The following is a 21,274-nucleotide window of genomic DNA, read 5'->3' as shown; positions in this document are numbered from 1 at the left end:
CCGCTTTGCGGCGGCCGGCACCCTTCGACACGGATGGGGGGCATCCCGTGACCGAAGCTGCTGTCAAAATTGAAGACGTTTGGAAGATCTTCGGCCCGCCGGGCGCCGTTGCCGAGGCGATGGCGGCGGTCAAGGACGAGGGCATTGGAAAGCCCGAGGTTCTGGAGCGCTATGGCTGCGTCGTCGGCGTGGCGGACGCGAACTTCGCGGTTCCCCGCGGTGAAATCTTCTGCATCATGGGGCTCTCGGGGTCGGGCAAGTCGACCCTCGTGCGCCATGTCAACCGGCTGATCGAACCGACCGCCGGCCGGATCGAGATCCTCGGCCGGGACATCGCCCAAATGGGCGAGAAGGAACTGCGGGCGGTGCGCGCCAAGCAGATCGGCATGGTGTTTCAGCACATGGCGCTGATGCCGCACCGCTCGGTCCGCGACAACGTGGCCTATCCGCTCGAGATTCGCGGCGTTTCCAAGTCCAAGCGCTGGGCGGTCTCGGACCACACCCTGTCCCTGGTCGATCTGGTCGGCTACGAGGACCGCCTGCCCAAGGAGCTTTCGGGCGGCATGCAGCAGCGCGTCGGCATCGCCCGTGCGCTGGCCTCCGATCCGGAAATCCTCTTGATGGACGAGCCTTTCTCGGCGCTCGATCCCCTGATCCGGCTGCAGCTTCAGGACCAGTTCAAGGCCCTGGTCGCGGAGCTTCAGAAGACGACGCTCTTCATCACCCATGACCTGGACGAGGCGATCCGTATCGGCCACCGCATCGCCATCATGAAAGACGGGCGGATCGTACAGATCGGTACGCCGGAAGACATCGTGACCAACCCGGCGGACGACTATGTCCGGGAATTCGTCCAGGGCATCTCCAAGCTCAAGCTCGTCAAGGCCCATTCCATCATGGAGCCGCTGGACAAGGTCAACGGTGCGCTTGACGCTGCGCCGCGCGCCTCTTCCGAATGCGATCTGGACGAGCTCATCGATCTCTCCGTCGGCACCGATCTGCCGGTCGTCATCACCGAGGACGGCCGCGACGTCGGCGTCGTGACCAAGCCGCGGCTGCTGCGGGGTATCCAGGGAGGTAAGGAATGACCGATATGACCGTCACGGCGGCCTCGCAGATCGAGGTCGACCGCGCCGAACTCGATGCCTCCATCTCCCGCTTCGCCGGCAGTAATGGCGAATACTATGCCGAGGCTTTCCACAAGATCCACGAAGCCACGGGCGTGGTGCCGACGGGTTTCAATCTTGCGGCCATGCTGCTGGGCCCGATCTGGGCGGCGATGCGCGGCGTCTGGGGATTCTTTTGGGGCTTCCTGATCCTGGAGGTGATCGCCTGGGTTCAGATCGGCCGCGGTGCCTGGGGCAACCCGGGGGCGGAGTATCTGGAGCGTGCGGCGAGCCAGAGCGAGCGCGCCGCCTCTTTCACTGAGCGCGCCGAGGCTGCCCGCGCTGCGGGCGAGGACCCCAGCCGCTTCGAGACGCCGGCGGCCAACCTGGCGCGCGCCGCGGAGCGCAACCTGCAGGCCGCGGAAGCGGCCAACGCCGAGGCTTTCACCATCCTTATGGTCGGTCTGGCCCTCTTGCTGGTGATCAAGCTGGTCGAAGGGTTCTACAGCAATGTCATCTACGAAAAGCAGTACTCGCGCTGGCGCATCGATCCCGAGCGCGTCGAGGCGGGCGTCAGCACCCAGCGTCTGCTGCTTGGTATCGCTCTGGTCTTGGCGATCGCGCCCCTGACAATCTACAAGTTCACAGCTAGCAGCCCGATCGAGGTGTTGAACAGCTTCCCGGAGCGCGAAGTCAGTCAGGTCTTCTTCGCAGCCGACAATCAGACGATCTACTCGGGTACGGCAAACTGGATGGACGAGCAGATCGATGCCGCAGCAAAAGCCGGGGCTGGTGTTTTCGACAGCGTCACGGCTGGCGTGCGCGCAGTGCTTGACACCCTGACTCTGGCCCTGATTGGCACGCCCTGGCCGGTGGTCATGGTGGTGATCTGCGTGGTCGCCTGGCGCGCGGCCGGGCCACGGGTGGCGATTTTCACGGCGGCTGCCCTCGCGTATCTGGCATTGCTGGGCTTCTGGGAGGTTTCCATGGAGACCGTGGCGCTGGTGGGCGCTGCGGTTTTGATCTGTGTAACCGTCGGCATCCCGCTTGGCATCTGGTTCGGTAAGTCCGCGCGTGCTTACAAGGGCGCGGAGCCGGTGTTGGACCTGATGCAGACCCTGCCGGCCTTCGTCTATCTGATCCCCATTATCGCCTTCTTCGGCACGGGCAACCCGCCGGGGATCCTGGCCACCATCATCTTCGGCATGCCGCCGGTGATCCGCCTGACGGCGCTCGGCATGCGCGGTGTGCCGGAGAGCATCAAGGAGGCGGCGGTCGCCTTCGGCGCCACCCGCTGGCAGTTGCTGAAGGACGTCGAAGTTCCCCTGGCGCTTCCTTCGATCATGGCGGGCGTGAACCAGACCATCCTGATGTGTCTGTCCATGGTGGTGATCATCTCGCTGATCGGCGGCGGCGGCCTCGGCAAGGAGATCCTCGACGCGCTGCAGTACGTTGCTAAGGGTTCCGGCTTGCTGGGTGGCCTCGCCATCCTGTTCTGCGCCATGGTGATCGACCGCATCGTCCAGGGCGCCTTCCGACGCGCCGACCAGAAGTAGCATCGCGCAAGCATCACCTGCGCAGTTGGCGCCAACAGATCCGGCCCGGGGAAGAACCCCGGGCCGGGTGTGGCCCCGCACTCCATCAGGCTGGATTACACGCTCAGATAGCAGTTCGTAGGTATTTGTTAACCTTGTCTTGATGTCATGGAGACTGGCAATTGCTCTTCCCGTTGCCGCGGGTGGAGCTGCTGGTCCGGAGATCGAGGTTGGCAGGGCACGAAATTCTGCTTCACATAGCCGGTGGCGTGGCGTTGCTGTTGTGGTCGACCCGCATGGTGCGGACCGGGCTGCTGCGCGCCTTCGGGACGGAACTCCGCCAGCTGATCAGCCGTTCCACACGCTCAACGCCTTCGGCCGCTTTGGTCGGCTTTGGTGTGACCACCGCCCTGCAAAGCTCCACCGCCACCACCATGCTGGCCGTGTCCTTTGCCGGGCGCGGAATGATCGCCTTGGCGCCGGCGCTGGCATTGATGCTGGGCGCTGACCTCGGCTCGACCATGGTGGTCCAGTTTCTGTCCTTCGATCTCTACTGGCTGTCTCCGGCCCTGCTGTTGCTGGGCGTGCTCTGCTTTATGACCGGCGGCGCCCCTCTGCGCCGCCAGATCGGCCGCGTGCTGGTCGGGCTCGGGCTGATGGTGCTCGCCCTTGATCTTACAGTCGGTGCGACCGATCAGCTCCGCTCGAGCGAGACCCTGGAAGGCCTGCTGTCTTCCTTGGCGGACGAGGCCGTGCTGGCAGTGCTGCTGGGGGCCCTGCTGGCCTGGCTGTTTCACTCCAGTGTTGCGCTGGTCCTGCTGATCGTGGGGCTTGCCGCCGGCGGCCTGCTGGAATCGGCGGTGGCTTTCCCCCTGGTGCTCGGCGCCAACATCGGCTCCGGCATCATCCCCATGGTTCTGACGCTGCGCAGCAGCAACGAGGGCCGGCGCATTCCCCTGGGCAACCTCCTGTTCCGGGTGCTTGGCGTTGTCGCGGTGCTGCCGTTCCTGGGTGTGGTCACGCCGCTGATTGCCGAGTTGGGGACCGATCCGGCGCGCCAGGTCGCGAACTTCCATTCCCTGTTCTGTGCCGCGGTTCTTGTGGTCGGATTGCCCCTGGTCCATGTCATGGCCAAGGTGACCGAGCGCCTGCTGCCGGCGACGGAGGAGGAGGGGGACATCGGGCCGCGCTACCTGAACAAGGAGGCCGCCCAGACCCCGCAACTGGCCTTGGCCTGCGCCAAGCGCGAGGCCTTGCGCATGGCTGACATCACCGAACGGATGCTGAGCAAGGTGACCGACGCTTTCGAGCCGCAGGGACAGACTGTGGCCGATGAGCTGGGCGACATGGACGATCAGCTCGACGAACTGCACGAAGCGATCAAGCTCTACCTGACCGAGCTCTCCAGCGAACCACTGGATGAGGCGTCGAGCCGAAGCTGCAACGAGCTGCTGTCCTTCACGACCAATCTCGAACACATCGGCGACATCATCAGCAAAAACCTGCGCAAGAGCGCCCAGAAGAAAAGCCGCAAGAAGCTGTCTTTCTCGGACGAGGGCTGGAGCGAGCTGCTGGATCTTCACGCCCGGGTCGCCGATCACTTGCAGCTGGCCCTGGGGTCCTTCGTCACCCGAGACCCCGCCAGCGCTCAGCAGCTTGTGAAAGAGAAGCGGGAGTTTCGCGAGCTGGAACAGGAAGCCAGCGAAGCCCATCTCAACCGCCTGCGGCGGGGTCGGGTCGAGAGCATCGAGACCTCCGGCCTGCACATCGACGTGGTCCGCGACCTCAAACGGATCAATTCGCACATCACGGCGATTGCCTACGAGGTTCTGATCACCGAGGAACCCCGTTGGCTGGAGCGCAAGCGCGCCTGATCCCGGCCACCCGGCCGCTTCCGGATGCTTCGCACTGCTGGCCGTGCCATATCCGGCCGCCTCCTGAAACCGATCGAACCCGGCGTTTACAGCCCCCACGAGCGCGGAGGGCCAGCCTTCTGTCCGCGCAGCCGCAGCCCGGGTCTTGCGAAGGGGCTTGTTCTCTCCGGAAGAAAAGACGTAAAATGCATAAGAACGCATAAATTGCGAAGTCTGATGGATCTCAGGGAATGCAGGATTTCGGGGCTGCCTTTGCGGAAGCCTTTGCGCTGATCGTCGGATTGGATGCGGAGCTGGTGGCGATCATCGGCTTGTCGCTGCGGGTGACCTTTTCCGCCGTGATCATCGCCTGCCTGCTCGGTTTGCCTTTGGGCGCACTGCTCGCCGTCGGCCGTTTTCCCGGCCGTGGCGTCGTCATCGTCGTGATCAGCGCCCTGATGGGCCTGCCGCCCGTGGTCGTCGGCCTGGCGGTCTATCTCATGCTTTCCAGCGCCGGGCCGCTGGGGGTCCTGCAACTGCTCTACACCCCGACGGCGATGATCATTGCCCAGGCCGTCCTGGTGACGCCCATCGTCGCCGCGCTGACCCGCCAGGTGGTCGAGGATCTGCACGGCGAGTACGACGAACTGCTGCGCTCCATGGGCAGCAGCCGTCTCGGTACGATAGCGACGCTGCTTTGGGATGCCCGCTACTCCCTGCTGACGGCGGCTCTGGCTGGGCTCGGGCGTGCCCTGGCGGAGGTCGGTGCGGTGATGATTGTCGGCGGCAACATCGCCCATGTGACCCGGGTGATGACGACCGCCATCGCGCTGGAAACCTCGAAGGGCGAGTTGGCGCTGGCGCTCGGCCTCGGCATCATCCTGGTATGCCTTTCGATTCTCATCAACGCCGGACTCCTGGGCCTGCGGCGCACGGCGGAGCGCCTGGCCTATGCCTGATGGTGCCGTGATGCCGCTCTGCGAGCCCTGTCACCCGCAGCCGAACACGCCTCCGGCGGTTGTGCTTGATAACCTGGTGCTGGAGCGTGGTGGCAAGCGGCTGATCGACGGTCTCAGCATGACGGTCCCCGCGCAGGGTGTGACGGCCGTCATGGGCCCCAACGGTGCCGGCAAGAGCCTGGCGCTGCGCCTGATCGCCGGGCTCATCGCGCCGAGCGCCGGGCGCCTGGAATGCATGGCGGGCGAAGAGACGCGTCGGCGGATCGCTTTCGTCTTCCAGAAACCGGTTCTCTTGCGCCGCTCGGTGCGCGCCAACCTGGATCATGCGTTGCGCACCTACGGGACGCCGCGCCGGGAGCGCGCGGAGCGCCTCGCCGAACTCCTGGCTCTTGGCCAACTCACGGAGCTGGCCGAACGGCCGGCCCGGGTGCTGTCCGGCGGCGAACAGCAGCGTGTCGCCATGGTGCGTGCCCTGGCCGCGGCGCCCAAGGTGCTGCTGCTGGACGAGCCGACCGCCAGTCTCGACCCGCAGGCAACGGCGGCCATCGAAGCTCTGATCCGCCGCGCGGTGGACGATGGCGTCAGCATTGTCCTGGTGACCCACGAGGCCGGGCAGGCCCAGCGCCTGGCTGACAACGTTTGCTTTCTGCACCAAGGCCGGCTGCGCGAGGCGGCGCCGGCCGCTGCGTTCTTTCACAGTCCCAGCAGCGTGGAAGCACGTGCCTATCTGGCCGGTGAGTTGCTCATTTAGAGCGCCAACCCATACCTTGAGGAGAGAGGTCCATGCAGGTGAAAGCCCTTACGTTCGCAGTCGCCCTGGTCGCAGCCACAGCCATACCCGCTGCCGCGGCCTGGGCCGAAGACTTCATCATCGTGCAGTCGACGACCTCGACCCAGAACTCCGGCCTTTATGATCACCTGTTGCCGCAATTCCAGGAGGCCAGCGGGATCGAGGTGCGGGTTGTCGCGGTCGGGACCGGCCAGGCGATCAAGAACGCACGCAACTGCGACGGCGATGTGCTGCTGGTTCATGCCAAGCCGGCGGAGGAGAAGTTCGTCACCGAAGGTTATGGCGTCAGCCGCGCCGATGTCATGTACAACGACTTCGTCATCGTCGGACCGGCCGACGACCCGGCGGGTATCGGTGGCGGTGCCGACGTGGCCGAAGCGCTTGCCAAGATAAAGCAGTCAGAGGCGGTTTTTGCGTCGCGCGGCGATGATTCCGGTACCCACAAAAAGGAACTGGCGCTCTGGAATGCCGCCGACGTCGATCCCAGCAGCGCCAGCGGGACCTGGTACCGGGAAACCGGCTCCGGCATGGGGGCGACCTTGAATGTCGCCATCGGCATGGGCGCCTACACCATGACCGACCGGGCCACCTGGATCGCCTTCGGCAACAAGCAGAACCACAGGATTGTTGTCGAGGGCGATACGCGCCTCTTCAATCAGTACGGCGTCATCCTGGTGAATCCCGAGCGCTGCGAGAACGTGAAGGCCGAGATGGGCCAGAGGTTCATCGACTGGATCCTCTCCGACGAAGGCCAGTCCGCCATCGCCGACTACACCCGCGATGGTCAGCAGCTCTTCTTTCCGAACGCCCGGATGAGCTAGCGCTGGATGAGCTGAGGCCCAGTCAGCCTGGACGGCGTGCGGCAAAGCGCACGACCTGCGCGATGCCGCGATGCCGCCGTCCTTCTTCCAGGTGCACCTCTCCCTCCAGCGCTTCCACGACAGTCAGGCCGGGTGTGGCCGCCCGCAGTTCGGAGAGATCATAGAGCAGGTCCGGATTGTCCGGCCCCATGGTTGGCTGAGCGGCCTGCGCCTTTGCAAAGGCCTCGACGACCAGCCAGCCCCCGGGGGCGAGCGCTGCTGCGGCCTGGTCAAGAGCGCGCAGCCGCGTGCCTGTCGGCGCCTGCAGGTAGAGCAGCGTTATCAGATCCCAGGTCTCGGCGGGTTTCGCGCTCCAACTGTCCAGATCGGCGGTCAGCCGCTTAACCGCGACGGCGTTGTCCCGGTCGAAGGCCAGGGCCCTTTCGGTGGCCACCGCGGAGATGTCGAGCGCCGTAACGGTCAGGCCTTGCCGTGCCAGCCAGGCTCCGTTGCGCCCGTCGCCATCGGCCAGGCAAAGCGCACTGCGCGCGTCGAAGTCCGAGCGGGCGGTCACCATCCGGAGGTATTCGTTGGGCGCCGTCCCGAACGGCGGTTCGTCCGAGGCTGCGTAGCGTGCGTCCCAGCGCTGCGCTGCTGAGGAGGGCTTGGTCATCCCGGCCGCCTGTCCTTCGTGAGACCGTGATCTAGGGTCCGTTCCACTGGACCCGGCCGAAGCCGCTGACATCGTATCCGCCAAGAGCTTCGGCTTTCTCCGCGAAGGCCGGGCGGCGGCAGAAGGCCATGAGGCTCTGCATCGGCGGTTCGAACCAGCAGCGGCGGTCGGCGACCAGATCGAAGCGCTCCTCGGCGAGGGCGAGGAAGGGCAGTCCGAACTGCCGCGCCATGGCCTGCAGACCGAGCGCGGCTTCCGCGTCCCCGGCGGCGACGGAGGCCGCCGCTTCGGTTTCCGTGCGCGCCAGTCCGGGCAGCCAGTCGATGTCTTCCGCCGAGAGGCCGTCGCGCTTCAGCAGGTGATTCAGCAGCAGCGCCGCACCGGCGGCCGGCTGGCGCCGAACCACCTTGCGTCCGCGCAGATCGGCGGGTGCCTGCACGTCTTTTTCCAATCCCTTCGCCAGGATCAGTCCCTGCTGCCGCCGGGCGAACTCGACCACCACCACCGGCTGGCCCGCCAGCTTCGCGGCGACGTGATTGACGTTCCAGTCGTCCCGCGCTGCCTCGAAGACATGCATGCCGGCGGCAGCAGCTTCGCCGGTTGCGATCCGCTCAAGCCCGTCTAGGGAGCCGTCGAAGAAGGTCGCGAGCCCCGATCCGGACTCGCGAATGGCCCAGTCGAGCAGGGGATCGTGGCTGCCGGCGACCACATTGGGCCGCGCCGCGGCCGGCTTGGTCGCGCCTGCGCTGCCGGTCAGCCAGGCTTCCAGTTCCAGTCGCGGAAACAGCAGCTTGCCGGTGACGCGCCGGCACGGGATCTCGCCCTCGGCGGCGAGGTCATAGACCTTGCGTTCCTTGACCCGCAGCAACTCGGCCACTTCCTTGGTGGTCAAGAAGGCGGGGGAAGCCTCTCCCTCTGTCATGGCTGGGCTCTCATGGGCAGGCTCTCATGGCCGAATGCCACGATGACGGGGGGATGAAACGATGACCACGCGGGTGCCCTCGGGTGAAAGAAGTGCCAGTGGAAAAACCTTGCGGGCGGATGATAGGGCATCGCCGATCGCAAAGGCAAAGCCAGCCAGGCAAAGCGGCCTTTCCTCGGCGGACCTGGAGGCAATGATCCGGACTCTGTGCTGCGGGTCGTTTCGGCAGCCTGCTGGAATGCACAAATTCTAGGCGCCGCTCTGGACATGATTAATCCCTAGGCAAATGAGAATTATCGTTGTTTTACAAATGTTTGTATACGACGTTTCCCCGCCGGCAAGGAATTGCGCGGACTTCCGCCGCAATCATCCCCGCTCCACGGACTGGCACGCGGCTTGCTGAGACTATGAGTGCAGGGCGTCTAGGGTTCCGGCCGTTTGGGTGACGGTGTCTGGTCCGAGAGGCGCACTCCGGGCAACGCACCCGGAGCCACGGCGGGCCAAAATCCCGGGAGATCACTGCAAGAGGTCTGAGGCCGTCTTACAGGTGATTCCCATTCCTGATGTCGACCTCTGACGCAAAGAAACGAGATCGAACAGGAGGTTTGGGATGCTGCAGTTTCTATCGCAGAGAGGGGTCGGGCGGCGCAGCTTCGCAGCGATTGTTGCCGCGCTTTGTTTTGCGGTCTTGACCGCATCGGGTCAGCCGGCGGAAGCCGCCAAGAAGGAGAGCTTCCGCATCGCCTGGTCCATCTATGTCGGCTGGATGCCCTGGGCCTATGCCGACGAGATGGGCATCGTGAAGAAGTGGGCGGACAAGTACGGCATCGAAATCGAAGTCGTGCAGATCAACGACTACATCGAGTCCATCAACCAGTTCACCGCCGGTGCCTTCGACGGCACCGTCATGACCAACATGGATGCGCTCAGCATTCCCGCCGGCGGCGGTGTCGATTCGACCGCGCTGATCCTCGGCGACTTTTCCAACGGCAACGATGGTCTGGTGGTGAAAGGCGGTGGAGGTATCGCCGCGCTGAAGGGCAAGAACGTCAACCTGGTCGAGCTTTCGGTGTCCCACTACCTGCTGGCCCGGGCGCTGGACAGCGTGAAGCTGGCGGAGCGCGATCTGACGGTCGTCAATACCTCCGACGCCGATATGGTGGCCGCCTTCAAGACGGCGGATGTCGAGGCGGTGGTCACCTGGAACCCGCTGCTGAGCGAGATCGCCGCCGAGCCGGGCGCCAAGGTGCTCTACACCTCTGCCGATATTCCCGGTGAGATCATCGACATGATGGTGGTGAACACCGAGGTTCTGAGTGCCAACCCGGACTTCGGCAAGGCGCTGGTGGGCGCCTGGTACGAGACCATGGCGATCATGTCCGCTGACGACGAGGCCGGTAAGGCCGCGCGCACTTTCATGGGCGAAAAGTCGGGCACCGACCTGGCGGGCTATGAAGCGCAGCTCGCCACCACCAAAATGTTCTACGAGCCCGCCGAGGCGATCGCCTTCGCCAAGAGCCCGGAACTGGTTGAGACCATGGACGTTGTGCGGCAGTTCCTTTTCACTCACGGCATCCTGGGCGAGGGCGCACCGAGCCCGGACTATGTCGGCATGACATTCCCCTCCGGCGCGACGCTGGGCGACCAGGGCAACACCAAGCTCCGCTTTGACGCCAGCTTCATGAGCATGGCCGCGGACGGCATGCTGTAAGGCGCGGCGGATTTGCCAGCGGCGCGGCATGGCACGGGCACTGAACCGGCGGCCGGGGCGGGCGGGACTGATCCTGCTGGGGGCCTTGCCCTTCGTTGTCCTGGTCGCCGTCTACCTGGTCGCCTCCGACGCCCGCCTGGCGGTCAATCCGGCGGACAAGCTGCTGCCGTCGCCGGAAAGCCTTGCTGCCGCCATCGATCGTCTCGCCTTCCAGGCCGATCCACGCAGGGGAACCTACATCCTATGGTCGGATACGCTGGCCAGCCTGCTGCGCCTCTTCCTGGGGCTTGCGATCGCCACCGGCATCGCGCTGGCCGCGGGAATCGCCATCGGCCTGCTGCCCCTGGTGCGCGCCGCCTTCGCGCCCCTGGTGGCGGCCCTCTCCATGGTGCCGCCGCTGGCCATCCTGCCGATACTCTTCATCGTCTTGGGGCTCGGCGAGCTGTCCAAGGTCGTCCTCATCGTCATTGGGATCGCGCCGTTTCTGGTGCGCGATCTCTCCATGGCCGTCGGCAGCCTGCCGCGCGAGCAGCTCGTGAAGGCGCAGACCTTGGGAGCCTCCACCTGGCAGATCGTGACCCGTGTCGTGCTGCCCCAGACCCTGCCGCGCCTCATCAGCGCCCTGCGGCTTTCGCTGGGGCCGGCCTGGCTCTTCCTTATCTCAAGCGAGGCCATCGCCTCGACCGAAGGGCTCGGCTACCGGATCTTTCTGGTGCGCCGCTACCTCGCCATGGACGTCATCCTGCCTTACGTCATCTGGATCACGCTGCTCGCTTTCCTGCTCGACTATTTGCTGCGGCTGCTCGCGCGGCGCGCCTTCGACTGGCTGCCGGGGGAGCAGCAGCCATGAGCCTGATCTCGGTCAGAGACGTCTCGCAGACCTATGGCGCCCAGACCGTGCTGGAGCGCATCAACCTGGACATTGAAGCGCAGGAGTTCTGCACCATTGTCGGCGCGAGCGGCTGCGGCAAGTCGACCTTCCTCAGGCTGCTCTTGAGCGAGGAGCGCCCGACCCGCGGCGTTATCGAACTGGACGGGGCCCCGCTCGGCAGCGAGCCGGATGCCGACCGTGGCGTTGTCTTCCAGCGCTACTCGGTCTTTCCCCACCTGACGGTCATGGAGAACCTGATCCTGCCTTTGGAACTGCGGGCTTCGAAGCTGTGGGGCCGGCTCTTCGGCGCGCGCCGGCGCGAGGCCATGGCACAGGCCGAACACCTGCTGGAGCGTGTTGGCCTCGCCCATGCCCGCGATGCCTTTCCAAAGACCCTTTCCGGTGGCATGCAGCAGCGCCTCGCCATCGCCCAGGCCCTGATGCCCCGGCCCAAGGTTCTGCTGCTGGACGAGCCTTTCGGCGCGCTCGACCCCGGCACGCGGGCGCGCATGCACGAGATCATCCTGTCGCTCTGGCAGGAAGAGAAGATGACCATCTTCATGGTCACCCATGACTTGAAGGAGGGCTTCAAGCTCGGCACGCGCCTGCTCGTCTTCGACAAGCTGCGCTGGGACCCCCATGCGCCGGAGGCCTACGGCGCCACCATCACCTACGACCTGCCGCTGAAGGATCGCCGAACCCTGCCTGACGGCGTCGCTGCCGCTGTGAGCGGGAGCGAGCGCGACGACACTCAACGCCTGCCTGAGAACAAAGGATCTCTTGATGTTTTGCACTGATAACCGCCGGCGCGCCACCAAAGCGGCCGGCCCCGCGGCGCACCTGCCGGGAAGCCGGCGCCACCACCACCCGGACTTCGACAAGATGCAGCTCCAGGGCTGGCGCTCGGCCCTGAAGGAGGCCGACCTGCCGGAAGACGGCTGGCAGAAAGAGCGGCAGTGGGCGGTAAAGGTCGGCCTGGCGGCGGCGGACAGCATCGAGGACCGGGGCATCTCCACCTTCGCCCGGGGCGAACTGCCCCACTATGCCGGCATCAACACCTTCCTGAAGGCTCCCTATATCGAGGACGTGGCCAAGGTCGGCGGCTACGACGCGGCGGTGATGGGCGTGCCCTTTGACGGCGGCACGACTTATCGGCCCGGTACCCGCTTCGGGCCGCAGGGTATCCGCCGGATCTCCGCCCTCTACACGCCCTACAACTACGAGATGGGCGTCGATCTGCGCGAGCAGATGACGCTCTGCGACGTCGGTGATGTCTTCACCATCCCGGCGAACATCGAGAAGACCTTCGACCAGATCTCCCGCGCCGTCTCCCACGTGTTCTCCTCCGGCGCCCTGCCGCTGATCATGGGCGGCGACCACTCCATCGGTTTCGCCACCGTGCGCGGCATCGCCCAGTGCACCTCCAAGCGCATCGGCATCATCCACTTCGACCGCCATGCCGACATCCAGGAGAAGGACCTGGACGAGCGGATGCATACGACGCCGTGGTTTCATGCCACCAACCTGGAGAACGTGCCGGCGACCAACCTGGTGCAGATCGGAATCGGCGGCTGGCAGGTGCCCCGCGAGGCGGTGGTGGAGGCGCGCAAGCGCGATACCACCATCATCTCCATGGCCGATGTGGAGAAGCTGGGCCTCGATAAAGTCGCCGAGATCGCCCTGGAGACGGCCTGGGCAGGGGCCGATGCCGTCTACCTGAGTTTCGATATCGATTCCGTCGACTGCGGCTTCGTGCCCGGCACCGGCTGGCCGGAGCCCGGGGGCTTCCTGCCGCGCGAGGCTCTCAGCCTGGTCAGCAAGGTGGCCGCCGAGGGGATCTGCGGCATGGAGGTGGTGGAGGTCTCGCCGCCCTACGACACCTCCGACATCACCTCGCTGTTTGCGACGCGTGTGATGGTCGACGTGCTGGGCACTCTGGTGGCTCACGGCAAGCTGGGTGCCCACCGCGCCCTCATCGAAAAACCCATGATTCCCGCCGTGGAGGGCGGCACCGCATGAGCGCCCGCCACAGCCACGCGCCGGGCCATAACCATCCGCCCGATCATGAGCACCTGCACTCCCACCTGCACGACGGACCGCATGCGGCGGTGCCGGGCCAGCCGCGGGACGACGAGGACCTGCTGGCCGATGCGCTGATGGAGGGGTTCGATGCTGCCGAGGACAAGGCGAGCTTTCTGCGCATGGCGCGCATTCCTCAGCACCTGCACGGCGCCGATGGATCGGTCCTGCGCCTCGTCGATGTGGAACTGCGCTACGCCTATCAGGTGGCAACCGCCTCGCCGGCGTTCAACGCCGACCATCTGGTCTATCTGCCGTTCCCGGCAAACATGATCCGCGAGCGCGCCACCATGGTTTTCGTCTACGTCTCGCTGCGGGAGCGGCGCGATGTCGACCTGAGGGAAATGATCCGACTGCTGGAAGACAAGGAGTAAGCGGCACAGAGGGAAGGCATAGGGGAGAGGGCGCGTCGCATCGCGGGCTGGTGGCCTCCAGGCTCCTGCGGGCACCTGGAGGCCGAGAGGCCTCAGGTGTGCAACATCAGCCTCCAGCGGAGCTTGCGATCCGCACCAGTGCCCATAGGCGCTGTCGCAGAAGGGGTCAAGGGATTGGCTGCCGGCGGCGCGGGACCGGAGGCGCTCGTCAGAGGTCTGACGGAAGTCACGTGGAGGCAATGTTATGTCTCTGCGCGATACGTTATTGTATTTAGCAAGTAGAATGAAAAAAGAATCTCAGAGAGATCAATAAAGATAACTATTCAATCTTGACATTGCTTGTCGCAATTCAGCAATATTTTGCGGTGCAACATCAACTCTAGCGGAGTGATCTCAATGAAATCCGTGATCAGGGGGGCGATGAGCGCTGCGGCCATGGCAGCCGTTCTCGCCGGCGGCGCAGCGGCCCAGGCGGCCGACGACGTCATCAAAGTCGGCGTGCTCCATTCACTTTCCGGAACCATGGCGATCTCGGAGACCACGCTGAAGGACACCGTCCTGATGATGGTCGACGACCTCAACAAGAGCGGCGGCCTGCTCGGCAAGCAGGTCGAGGCGGTGGTGGTCGACCCGGCCTCCGACTGGCCGCTGTTTGCCGAGAAGGCGCGCGAGCTGTTGGAGAAGGAGCAGGTCGACGTGGTCTTCGGCTGCTGGACCTCGGTTTCGCGCAAGTCCGTGCTGCCGGTCTTCGAAGAGCTCAACGGCCTGCTCTTCTATCCCGTGCAGTACGAGGGCGAGGAAAGTTCCCGCAACGTCTTCTACACCGGTGCGGCGCCGAACCAACAGGCCATCCCGGCGGTCGAATACCTGATGAGCGAGGACGGCGGCGGCGCTGAGCGCTTCGTGCTGCTGGGCACCGACTACGTCTATCCGCGCACCACCAACAAGATCCTGCGCGCCTTCCTGAACGAGAAGGGCGTCTCCGATGCGGACATCATGGAGAACTACACGCCCTTCGGCCATTCCGACTGGCAGACCATTGTCGCCGATGTGAAGGAGTTCGCCTCCCAGGGCAAGAAGACGGCCGTGGTCTCCACCATCAACGGCGATGCCAACGTGCCCTTCTACAAGGAACTGGGCAACCAGGGCATTGCCGCCGAGGAGATCCCGGTGGTGGCTTTTTCCGTCGGGGAGGAGGAGCTTGCCGGTCTCGATACCGGACCCTTGGTCGGCCATCTCGCGGCCTGGAACTACTTCATGAGCGTCGAGGCCGACGTGAACGACGGCTTCATCGAGCAGTGGCACGCCTTCATCGGCGACGAGGACCGGGTCACCAACGATCCCATGGAGGCCACCTACATCGGCTTCAAGATGTGGACCCAGGCGGTGAAGCAGGCCGGCACCACCGAGGTCAACGCCGTGCGGCAGGCCATGTACGGCCAGACCGTGCCCAACCTCACCGGCGGTACGGCGGTGATGAACGCCAACCATCACCTCTCCAAGCCCGTGCTGATCGGTGAGATCCAGGATGACGGCATGATCGAAACCGTCTGGTCGACCGACAAGGAAGTGGTGGGCGATGCCTGGAGCGACTTCATTCCGGAAAGCTCCAAGCTGACCGCCGACTGGACCTATCCCTGGGTCTGCGGCAACTGCGAGGCGCCGACCTACGCGACCAACTAGCCTGCTTGCGAGGGGGGAGAGGCGCCCGCCGTCTCCCCCTTCTGTTCTGTGACCCTTGTTCGGGTGGTGCCTGTGTTTCGTAAGGTCTTGAGGATATCGCTTGTCGCCGTCGCGCTGGCCGTCTTGCTGCCGGCGGCGGCGCGGGCGGATCTGCTTCAGGACCTTCAGGCCCTCACCGAGAAATCCAACGAAACCAAGGCTGCGGCGGTGGAGAGCCTGGCCGCCGGCGGTCATGAACGGGCGCTGCCCATCCTTGAAGCCTACCTCGATGGGCAGCTGTTTCAGGTCAAGGCCGATGACCGCATGGTGATCGGCGAAGAGGCGGGCAAAGGCTACCGCATCTTCGATGCCGTCACCGGCGAGGCCGCGGGCGAGCTTGGCAAGCGCAAACTGCGCAAGGTCAGAATCAACAATCGCCTGCGCCAGGTCGTGAAGGCCGCCCTCGGCGGGCTGACCCTGGGCAGCGCTGATCCGGCTGCGCGGATGCGCGCTGCCGATGCGGTCTTCCGCTCCGCGCCGGCGGAGATGGTCGCTCCGCTGGAGGCGGCGCTGGCGAGCGAGGAGAATGCTAGGGTTGCCGAGCGCCTCAGGCGTGCGCTGGCGGCCACGCGCCTCGTCAACGCCGAGGACAGCGCGCTGCGTGTCGCCGCGTTGCAGACCCTGGCGGACTTCACCGATCCCGATGTCCGCGCCGTAGTGGCCGGTGTCCTGCGCAATGACGATGCAGGGGCACCCCTGGAGAGCGACGCGGCGGTGCGCGCCGCAGCGCAGGAGACCCTCGCCACCATCGAGCGGGCGCTGGAGTTCAACAGGTTTCTCGCCAGCATCTTCCAGGGCATCAGTCTGGGCTCCGTGCTGCTGCTGGCGGCCATCGGCCTGGCGATCACCTTCGGGGTCATGGGCGTCATCAACATGGCCCACGGCGAGATGGTGATGCTGGGGGCCTACACGACCTTCGTGGTGCAGGAAGTCTTCCGTACCTCCTTCCCCGGCGCCTTCGACTATTCCCTGGCGGTCGCCATTCCGGCCGGCTTCCTGGTCACCGGCCTGGTGGGCATCGGCATCGAGCGCGGCATCATCCGCTTCCTCTACGGACGCCCGCTGGAGACCCTGCTTGCCACCTGGGGGCTCAGCCTGATCCTCCAGCAGCTTGTGCGCAGCATCTTCGGGCCGACCAATCGGGAGGTGGGGAACCCCTCCTGGATGAGCGGCGCCTGGGAAGTGGCCGGCGGCCTGACGCTGACCTACAACCGGCTCTGGATCATCGTTTTCGCCCTGGTGGTCTTCGCCCTCCTAATGGCATTGATCCGCTTTTCCAGCTACGGCCTGCAGATGCGTGCGGTGACCCAGAACCGCCCCATGGCCTCGTCCATGGGCATCCGCACCGGCTGGGTCGATGCCATGACCTTCGGGCTCGGCTCCGGCATCGCCGGGATGGCCGGCGTGGCCCTGAGCCAGATCGACAACGTCAGTCCCAACCTGGGGCAGGGCTACATCATCGACAGCTTCATGGTCGTGGTCTTCGGCGGCGTCGGCAACCTCTGGGGCACCCTGGTGGGGGCCTTCTCCCTGGGGCTGGTGAACAAGTTCCTGGAACCCTATGCCGGCGCCGTGCTCGGCAAGATCCTGGTGCTGGTCGTGGTCATCCTCTTCATCCAGAAACGTCCGCGCGGCCTCTTCGCCCTGCGCGGCCGCGCGGTGGAGAACTGACGCCGTGCTGCTCTCCAACGACCATGGCCGCCTGCTTTCGCCCCTCGGCGCGAAGATAACCCTCGGCCTGCTGCTGGCCGCCGGGGTGCTGGTCCCGTTGCTGAATCTGGCGGTGCCGCAGGACTCGGTCTTTCACGTCCCCACCTATCTGGTGAGCCTGCTGGGCAAGTATCTCTGCTTTGCCCTGCTGGCCCTCTCCGTCGATCTGATCTGGGGCTACTGCGGGATCCTGAGCCTCGGTCACGGCGCCTTCTTTGCCCTGGGCGGCTATGCCATGGGCATGCACCTGATGCGCCAGATCGGTGACCGCGGGGTCTACGGCCATCCCGTCCTGCCGGATTTCATGGTCTTCCTGAACTGGAAGGAACTGCCCTGGTACTGGTACGGCTTCGACTCCTTTCCCTTCGCCATGCTGATGGTGGTGCTGGTGCCGGGCCTTCTGGCGCTGGTCTTCGGCTGGCTCGCCTTCCGCTCTCGCGTTACCGGGGTCTACCTCTCCATCATCACCCAGGCCATGACCTTCGCCCTCCTGCTGGCCTTCTTCCGCAACGACATGGGCTTCGGTGGTAACAACGGTCTTACCGACTTCAAGGACCTGCTCGGCTTCGACCTGCAGTCCGACGGCACCCGCGCGGCGCTCTTCGCAACCTCGGCGCTGGCCCTTGCGCTCGCCTATCTGCTCTGCCGCTGGATCGTCGGCTCGAAACTTGGCCGCGTGCTGATCGCCATCCGCGATGCCGAGAGCCGTACCCGCTTCCTCGGCTACCGGGTCGAATTCTACAAGCTCTTCGTCTTCGTACTCTCGGCCATGCTGGCCGGCATCGCCGGGGCGCTCTACGTACCCCAGGTCGGCATCATCAACCCCAGCGAGTTCTCCCCGGCCAACTCCATCGAGATCGTCATCTGGGTGGCCGTCGGCGGGCGTGGCTACCTGCACGGCGCCATCCTGGGAGCGGTCCTGGTGAACTACGCCAAGACCTACCTGACCGGGGCAGCGCCGGAAATCTGGCTGTTCTTCCTCGGCGGCCTCTTCATCGCCGTCACCGTCTTCATGCCCAAGGGAATCATCGGCTCGCTGGAGCAGGTGTCGGCGCGTGTACCCCTGCTGGCGCGGGTCGCCGGAGGCAGGCAATGAGCGAAGCCGCGCCGGAGATGGCGCCGGCGGAGGTCGAGCCTTCGCAGCTGACAGAGGTGCCGGCGGCGGTGCGCGCGGCGGCCGACACGATCCTCTACATGGACGGTGTCACCGTCAGCTTTGACGGCTTCAAAGCGCTGAACGGTCTCAGCCTCTATGTGCTGGCGGGCGAACTGCGCGCCATCATCGGCCCCAACGGCGCCGGCAAGACCACGATGATGGACGTGATTACGGGCAAGACCCGGCCGGACAGCGGTCAGGTCTTCTTCCAGGGCGAGACCGACCTGACAAAGCTGGACGAGGCGGCAATCGCCAATCTGGGGATCGGCCGCAAGTTCCAGAAGCCGACGGTTTTCGAAAGCCACAGCGTCCTGGACAACCTGGAACTGGCGCTGAAGGGCAACCGGGGCGTCCTTGCCAGCCTGCTGTCCCGCCTCGCCGCCGATCAGGAGGCGCGGATCGATGCGGTTCTGGAGCGCATCGCCCTGCAGGATCAGCGCAGGCAACTCGCCGGCAGCCTCTCCCACGGTCAGAAGCAGTGGCTGGAGATCGGCATGCTGCTGATGCAGGACCCGGACCTGCTGCTGGTGGACGAGCCGGCGGCGGGCATGACCGACGCGGAAACCGCCAAGACCGCGGAGATGCTGCAGGAGATTGCGCGCTCCCATTCCGTCGTGGTGGTGGAACACGATATGGAATTCATTCGCGCCCTCGACTGCCACGTCACGGTGCTGCATGAGGGCTCGGTCCTGGCCGAGGGTTCGCTGGAGAGCCTGCAGGACAACCGCGACGTCATCGAAGTCTACCTCGGCCGGTGAGGAGACACGCGCTGTGCTGAAGGTCCAGGACATCGATCTCTTCTACGGCGCCAGCCAGGCGCTGCGGAAGGTCAGCCTGACGGCCGCCAAGGGGGCGGTCACCTGTGTTCTCGGCCGCAACGGTGTGGGCAAGACGTCTCTGCTGCGGGCCATTGCCGGCCAGCAGGCGGTGAAGAGCGGCTCGATCACCTGGGAGGACGAGGCGCTCGACGGTCTGCCGCCGCACCAGCGGGCGCGGCGCGGCATCGCCTTTGTGCCCCAGGGCCGCGAGATCTTTCCGCTGCTGTCGGTGGAAGAGAACCTGCGCAGCGGCTATGCGGCCCTGCGGCGAACCGAGCGCTTCATCGAAGACGAGATCTTCGAGCTCTTTCCCGTCCTGAAAGACATGCTGCGGCGGCGCGGCGGCGATCTTTCCGGCGGCCAGCAGCAGCAGCTTGCCATCGCGCGGGCCCTGGTGATGCGCCCGCGCCTGCTGATCCTGGACGAGCCCACCGAGGGTATCCAGCCCTCGATCATCAAGGACATCGAGCGGGTCATCCGCCTGCTCGCCGGGCGCGGCGATATGGCCATTCTGCTCGTCGAACAGTATCTTGAATTCGCAAGGGACCTGGCCGACAGCTATGCGGTGATGGATCGCGGGGAGATCGTTCTGACGGGTCGGGGTGAGGAGATGGTGGAGGCCGATGTCCGTCGCTACATCGCCGTGTGAGGCTGCGGCTGTCCCGTTGGACCGGGGGGCGGGGTCCGTCGTACCGCTGCGGCGTCCGGCAGTGCACGGCGAGGCGGCGCTATCGCTACGGCACCTGGACGGTGCGACCCGCCCGGCGGATCTCTATCAGCGCGACCCGCTGTCGCTGCGCCTGCCGCGCCCCGCGCGGGGCGACATCCTGGAGGCCTGCCTGATCACCACCTCGGGCGGCATCGTCGGCGGCGACCGGCTGGACATCGCCGTTACGGCGGGGCAGGGCGCGCGGGCGCGGGTTTATCCCCAGGCGGCCGAGAAGGTCTACCGTTCGACCGGCGCCGACAGCCGCATCGACGTTGCGCTGACAGCCGAAGCGGGCTGCTGGCTGGAGTGGTTGCCGCAGGAAACCATCCTGTTCGACGGCGCGCGCCTCAGGCGGCGCACCACCTTGGACCTGGCAGCGGGCAGCCGGGTACTGGCCGGCGAGTTTCTGGTCTTCGGCCGCCGTGCCTCCGGCGAGCAGCTTGCCCGGGGATTGATCCACGATGCCTGGCGCGTGAGTCGCGACGGCACGCTGGTCTGGGCCGATGCCCTGCACATGGACGGTGACCTTGCCGCGCCGTTGACATCGCCGGCCTGTCTCGGTGGGGCAACGGCTTTCGCCTCGATGATCTATGCAGCCGACGATGCGGCGAGCCATCTTCCGGCGCTGCGCGATCTCCTGCCGGCGGAAGCCGCCGAGGCGCAGCATGCGCTGACGGCGGTGAACGGTCTCGTGGTCGGGCGCTTCATCGGCGAGGCCCGGGCGGTGCGCCAGAGTTTCGGCGGTTTCTGGGCGGCGGCGCGGGCGGCTCTGGCAGGCCTGCCGCCGTACCTTCCCCGCCTTTGGCAACTTTGAAGAAAAATGAGAAAAATTAAGGGAGTAAGACGTGAACCTGACGCCGCGTGAAAAGGACAAGCTGCTGGTGGCCATGGCCGCCATGGTGGCGCGCAACCGCCTGGGTCGCGGGTGCAAGCTGAACTATCCGGAGGCTATCGCGCTGATCTCCGACTTCGTGGTGGAGGGCGCGCGGGACGGGCGCCCGGTGGCCGACCTCATGCGCGACGGCGGCACGGTCCTCGGCCGCGATCAGGTGATGGAGGGCGTCGCCGAGATGATCCACGAGATCCAGGTGGAGGCCACCTTTCCCGACGGCACCAAGCTGGTGACCGTGCACCAGCCGATCCGCTAGGGAGGGCGCGCGATGATTCCCGGAGAAATCATGGTCGCCGAGGGCGACATCACCCTGAACGAAGGGCGGGAGGCGATCACCCTGATGGTCGCCAACAGCGGCGACCGCCCGATCCAGGTCGGCTCCCACTATCATTTCTACGAGACCAACGAGGCGCTGGTCTTCGACCGCGACAAGGCCCTGGGCCGCCGGCTCGACATCGCCGCGGGAACCGCCGTGCGCTTCGAGCCCGGCCAGAGCCGCGAGGTCAGCCTGATCCCCTATGCGGGCGCGCGCCGGGTCTACGGCTTCAACGCCAAGATCAACGGCCCCCTCACCGAAGACAGGGAGGGCTAGCG

Annotated in this window: 21 protein-coding genes and 1 riboswitch; of the genes, 19 read left to right on the top strand and 2 right to left on the bottom strand. The window is 65.7% G+C overall.

All coding sequences use genetic code 11. From position 1 onward, the window contains the following. The 6 genes from Q0982_RS09210 to Q0982_RS09185 form a co-directional block, all read left to right on the top strand. A partial coding sequence (locus tag Q0982_RS09210) for a glycine betaine/L-proline ABC transporter ATP-binding protein (protein ID WP_322096986.1) occupies nt 1–1,088 on the top strand: 1,088 nt, incomplete at its 5' end. Next, nucleotides 1,085–2,662, top strand: coding sequence for a proline/glycine betaine ABC transporter permease (locus tag Q0982_RS09205; protein WP_299394471.1), 1,578 nt, complete (start codon nt 1,085–1,087; stop codon nt 2,660–2,662). The genes Q0982_RS09210 and Q0982_RS09205, both read left to right, overlap by 4 nt. Before the next feature lie 209 nt (nt 2,663–2,871). Next, the gene (locus tag Q0982_RS09200) at nt 2,872–4,515 is read left to right on the top strand and encodes a Na/Pi cotransporter family protein (RefSeq protein WP_299394469.1); all 1,644 of its coding nucleotides are present in this window, start codon (nt 2,872–2,874) and stop codon (nt 4,513–4,515) included. Between the two features lie 230 nt (nt 4,516–4,745). After that, on the top strand, nt 4,746–5,453 hold the full coding sequence (locus Q0982_RS09195; protein ID WP_299394466.1) for an ABC transporter permease: 708 nt from the start codon (nt 4,746–4,748) through the stop codon (nt 5,451–5,453). Continuing rightward, nucleotides 5,446–6,204: an ATP-binding cassette domain-containing protein gene (locus Q0982_RS09190; protein WP_299394465.1), complete on the top strand. Its 759-nt coding sequence runs from the start codon at nt 5,446–5,448 to the stop codon at nt 6,202–6,204. The genes Q0982_RS09195 and Q0982_RS09190 overlap by 8 nt, the downstream gene beginning before the upstream one ends. A 32-nt stretch (nt 6,205–6,236) precedes the next feature. Beyond that, nucleotides 6,237–7,064: a substrate-binding domain-containing protein gene (locus Q0982_RS09185; protein ID WP_299394463.1), complete on the top strand. Its 828-nt coding sequence runs from the start codon at nt 6,237–6,239 to the stop codon at nt 7,062–7,064. A gap of 22 nt (nt 7,065–7,086) precedes the next feature. Here the strand turns inward: Q0982_RS09185 and Q0982_RS09180 are convergent, their stop codons facing one another. Continuing rightward, on the bottom strand, nt 7,087–7,716 hold the full coding sequence (locus tag Q0982_RS09180; protein ID WP_299394461.1) for a methyltransferase domain-containing protein: 630 nt from the start codon (nt 7,714–7,716) through the stop codon (nt 7,087–7,089). Nucleotides 7,717–7,747: 31 nt separating this feature from the next. Continuing rightward, nucleotides 7,748–8,638 (bottom strand): helix-turn-helix transcriptional regulator, encoded by an 891-nt coding sequence (locus tag Q0982_RS09175; RefSeq protein ID WP_299394458.1) that lies wholly within the window; start codon nt 8,636–8,638, stop codon nt 7,748–7,750. Nucleotides 8,639–9,049: 411 nt separating this feature from the next. Beyond that, nucleotides 9,050–9,155, top strand: a riboswitch (guanidine-I (ykkC/yxkD leader). A gap of 93 nt (nt 9,156–9,248) precedes the next feature. On the opposite strand from Q0982_RS09175, the gene Q0982_RS09170 reads away from it, so the two are divergent. The 13 genes from Q0982_RS09170 (at nt 9,249) to Q0982_RS09110 (ending at nt 21,272) form a co-directional block, all read left to right on the top strand. Beyond that, entirely contained in the window at nt 9,249–10,349 is a 1,101-nt protein-coding gene (locus Q0982_RS09170; RefSeq protein ID WP_299394456.1) for a putative urea ABC transporter substrate-binding protein, read from the top strand. A 28-nt stretch (nt 10,350–10,377) separates the two neighbouring features. Continuing rightward, nucleotides 10,378–11,199, top strand: coding sequence for an ABC transporter permease (locus Q0982_RS09165; RefSeq protein WP_299394455.1), 822 nt, complete (start codon nt 10,378–10,380; stop codon nt 11,197–11,199). Continuing rightward, entirely contained in the window at nt 11,196–12,017 is an 822-nt protein-coding gene (locus Q0982_RS09160; RefSeq protein ID WP_299394454.1) for an ABC transporter ATP-binding protein, read from the top strand. The genes Q0982_RS09165 and Q0982_RS09160 overlap by 4 nt, the downstream gene beginning before the upstream one ends. Further along, nucleotides 12,004–13,239: an agmatinase family protein gene (locus Q0982_RS09155; protein WP_299394452.1), complete on the top strand. Its 1,236-nt coding sequence runs from the start codon at nt 12,004–12,006 to the stop codon at nt 13,237–13,239. The genes Q0982_RS09160 and Q0982_RS09155 overlap by 14 nt, the downstream gene beginning before the upstream one ends. Further along, nucleotides 13,236–13,673, top strand: a complete 438-nt coding sequence (locus Q0982_RS09150) for a hypothetical protein (protein ID WP_299394450.1) — start codon at nt 13,236–13,238, stop codon at nt 13,671–13,673. Before Q0982_RS09155 ends, Q0982_RS09150 begins: the two co-directional genes overlap by 4 nt. A gap of 435 nt (nt 13,674–14,108) precedes the next feature. After that, on the top strand, nt 14,109–15,356 hold the full coding sequence (urtA, locus tag Q0982_RS09145; protein WP_322096988.1) for an urea ABC transporter substrate-binding protein: 1,248 nt from the start codon (nt 14,109–14,111) through the stop codon (nt 15,354–15,356). A 72-nt stretch (nt 15,357–15,428) separates the two neighbouring features. Further along, entirely contained in the window at nt 15,429–17,066 is a 1,638-nt protein-coding gene (gene urtB / locus Q0982_RS09140; RefSeq protein WP_299394447.1) for an urea ABC transporter permease subunit UrtB, read from the top strand. Nucleotides 17,067–17,073: 7 nt separating this feature from the next. Beyond that, nucleotides 17,074–18,201, top strand: coding sequence for an urea ABC transporter permease subunit UrtC (urtC, locus tag Q0982_RS09135; protein ID WP_322096987.1), 1,128 nt, complete (start codon nt 17,074–17,076; stop codon nt 18,199–18,201). Nucleotides 18,202–18,299: 98 nt separating this feature from the next. Beyond that, nucleotides 18,300–19,019 carry an urea ABC transporter ATP-binding protein UrtD gene (urtD, locus tag Q0982_RS09130; RefSeq protein ID WP_299394478.1) on the top strand — a complete coding sequence of 240 codons (720 nt, stop codon included), beginning with the start codon at nt 18,300–18,302 and terminating at the stop codon, nt 19,017–19,019. 13 nt (nt 19,020–19,032) lie between these two features. Beyond that, nucleotides 19,033–19,728, top strand: coding sequence for an urea ABC transporter ATP-binding subunit UrtE (gene urtE, locus Q0982_RS09125; protein WP_299394443.1), 696 nt, complete (start codon nt 19,033–19,035; stop codon nt 19,726–19,728). After that, complete coding sequence (locus tag Q0982_RS09120; protein WP_299394440.1) at nt 19,703–20,602, top strand: urease accessory protein UreD; 900 nt, start codon at nt 19,703–19,705, stop codon at nt 20,600–20,602. Before urtE ends, Q0982_RS09120 begins: the two co-directional genes overlap by 26 nt. Before the next feature lie 31 nt (nt 20,603–20,633). Next, nucleotides 20,634–20,936 (top strand): urease subunit gamma, encoded by a 303-nt coding sequence (locus Q0982_RS09115; RefSeq protein ID WP_299394438.1) that lies wholly within the window; start codon nt 20,634–20,636, stop codon nt 20,934–20,936. A gap of 12 nt (nt 20,937–20,948) precedes the next feature. Then, nucleotides 20,949–21,272: an urease subunit beta gene (locus Q0982_RS09110; protein WP_299394435.1), complete on the top strand. Its 324-nt coding sequence runs from the start codon at nt 20,949–20,951 to the stop codon at nt 21,270–21,272. The last annotated feature ends 2 nt before the right edge of the window (nt 21,273–21,274 follow it).

Source organism: Pelagibius sp., from assembly GCF_028281305.1.
GTDB lineage: Bacteria > Pseudomonadota > Alphaproteobacteria > Kiloniellales > Kiloniellaceae > Pelagibius.
This window is presented reverse-complemented; position numbering and strand designations above follow the sequence as displayed.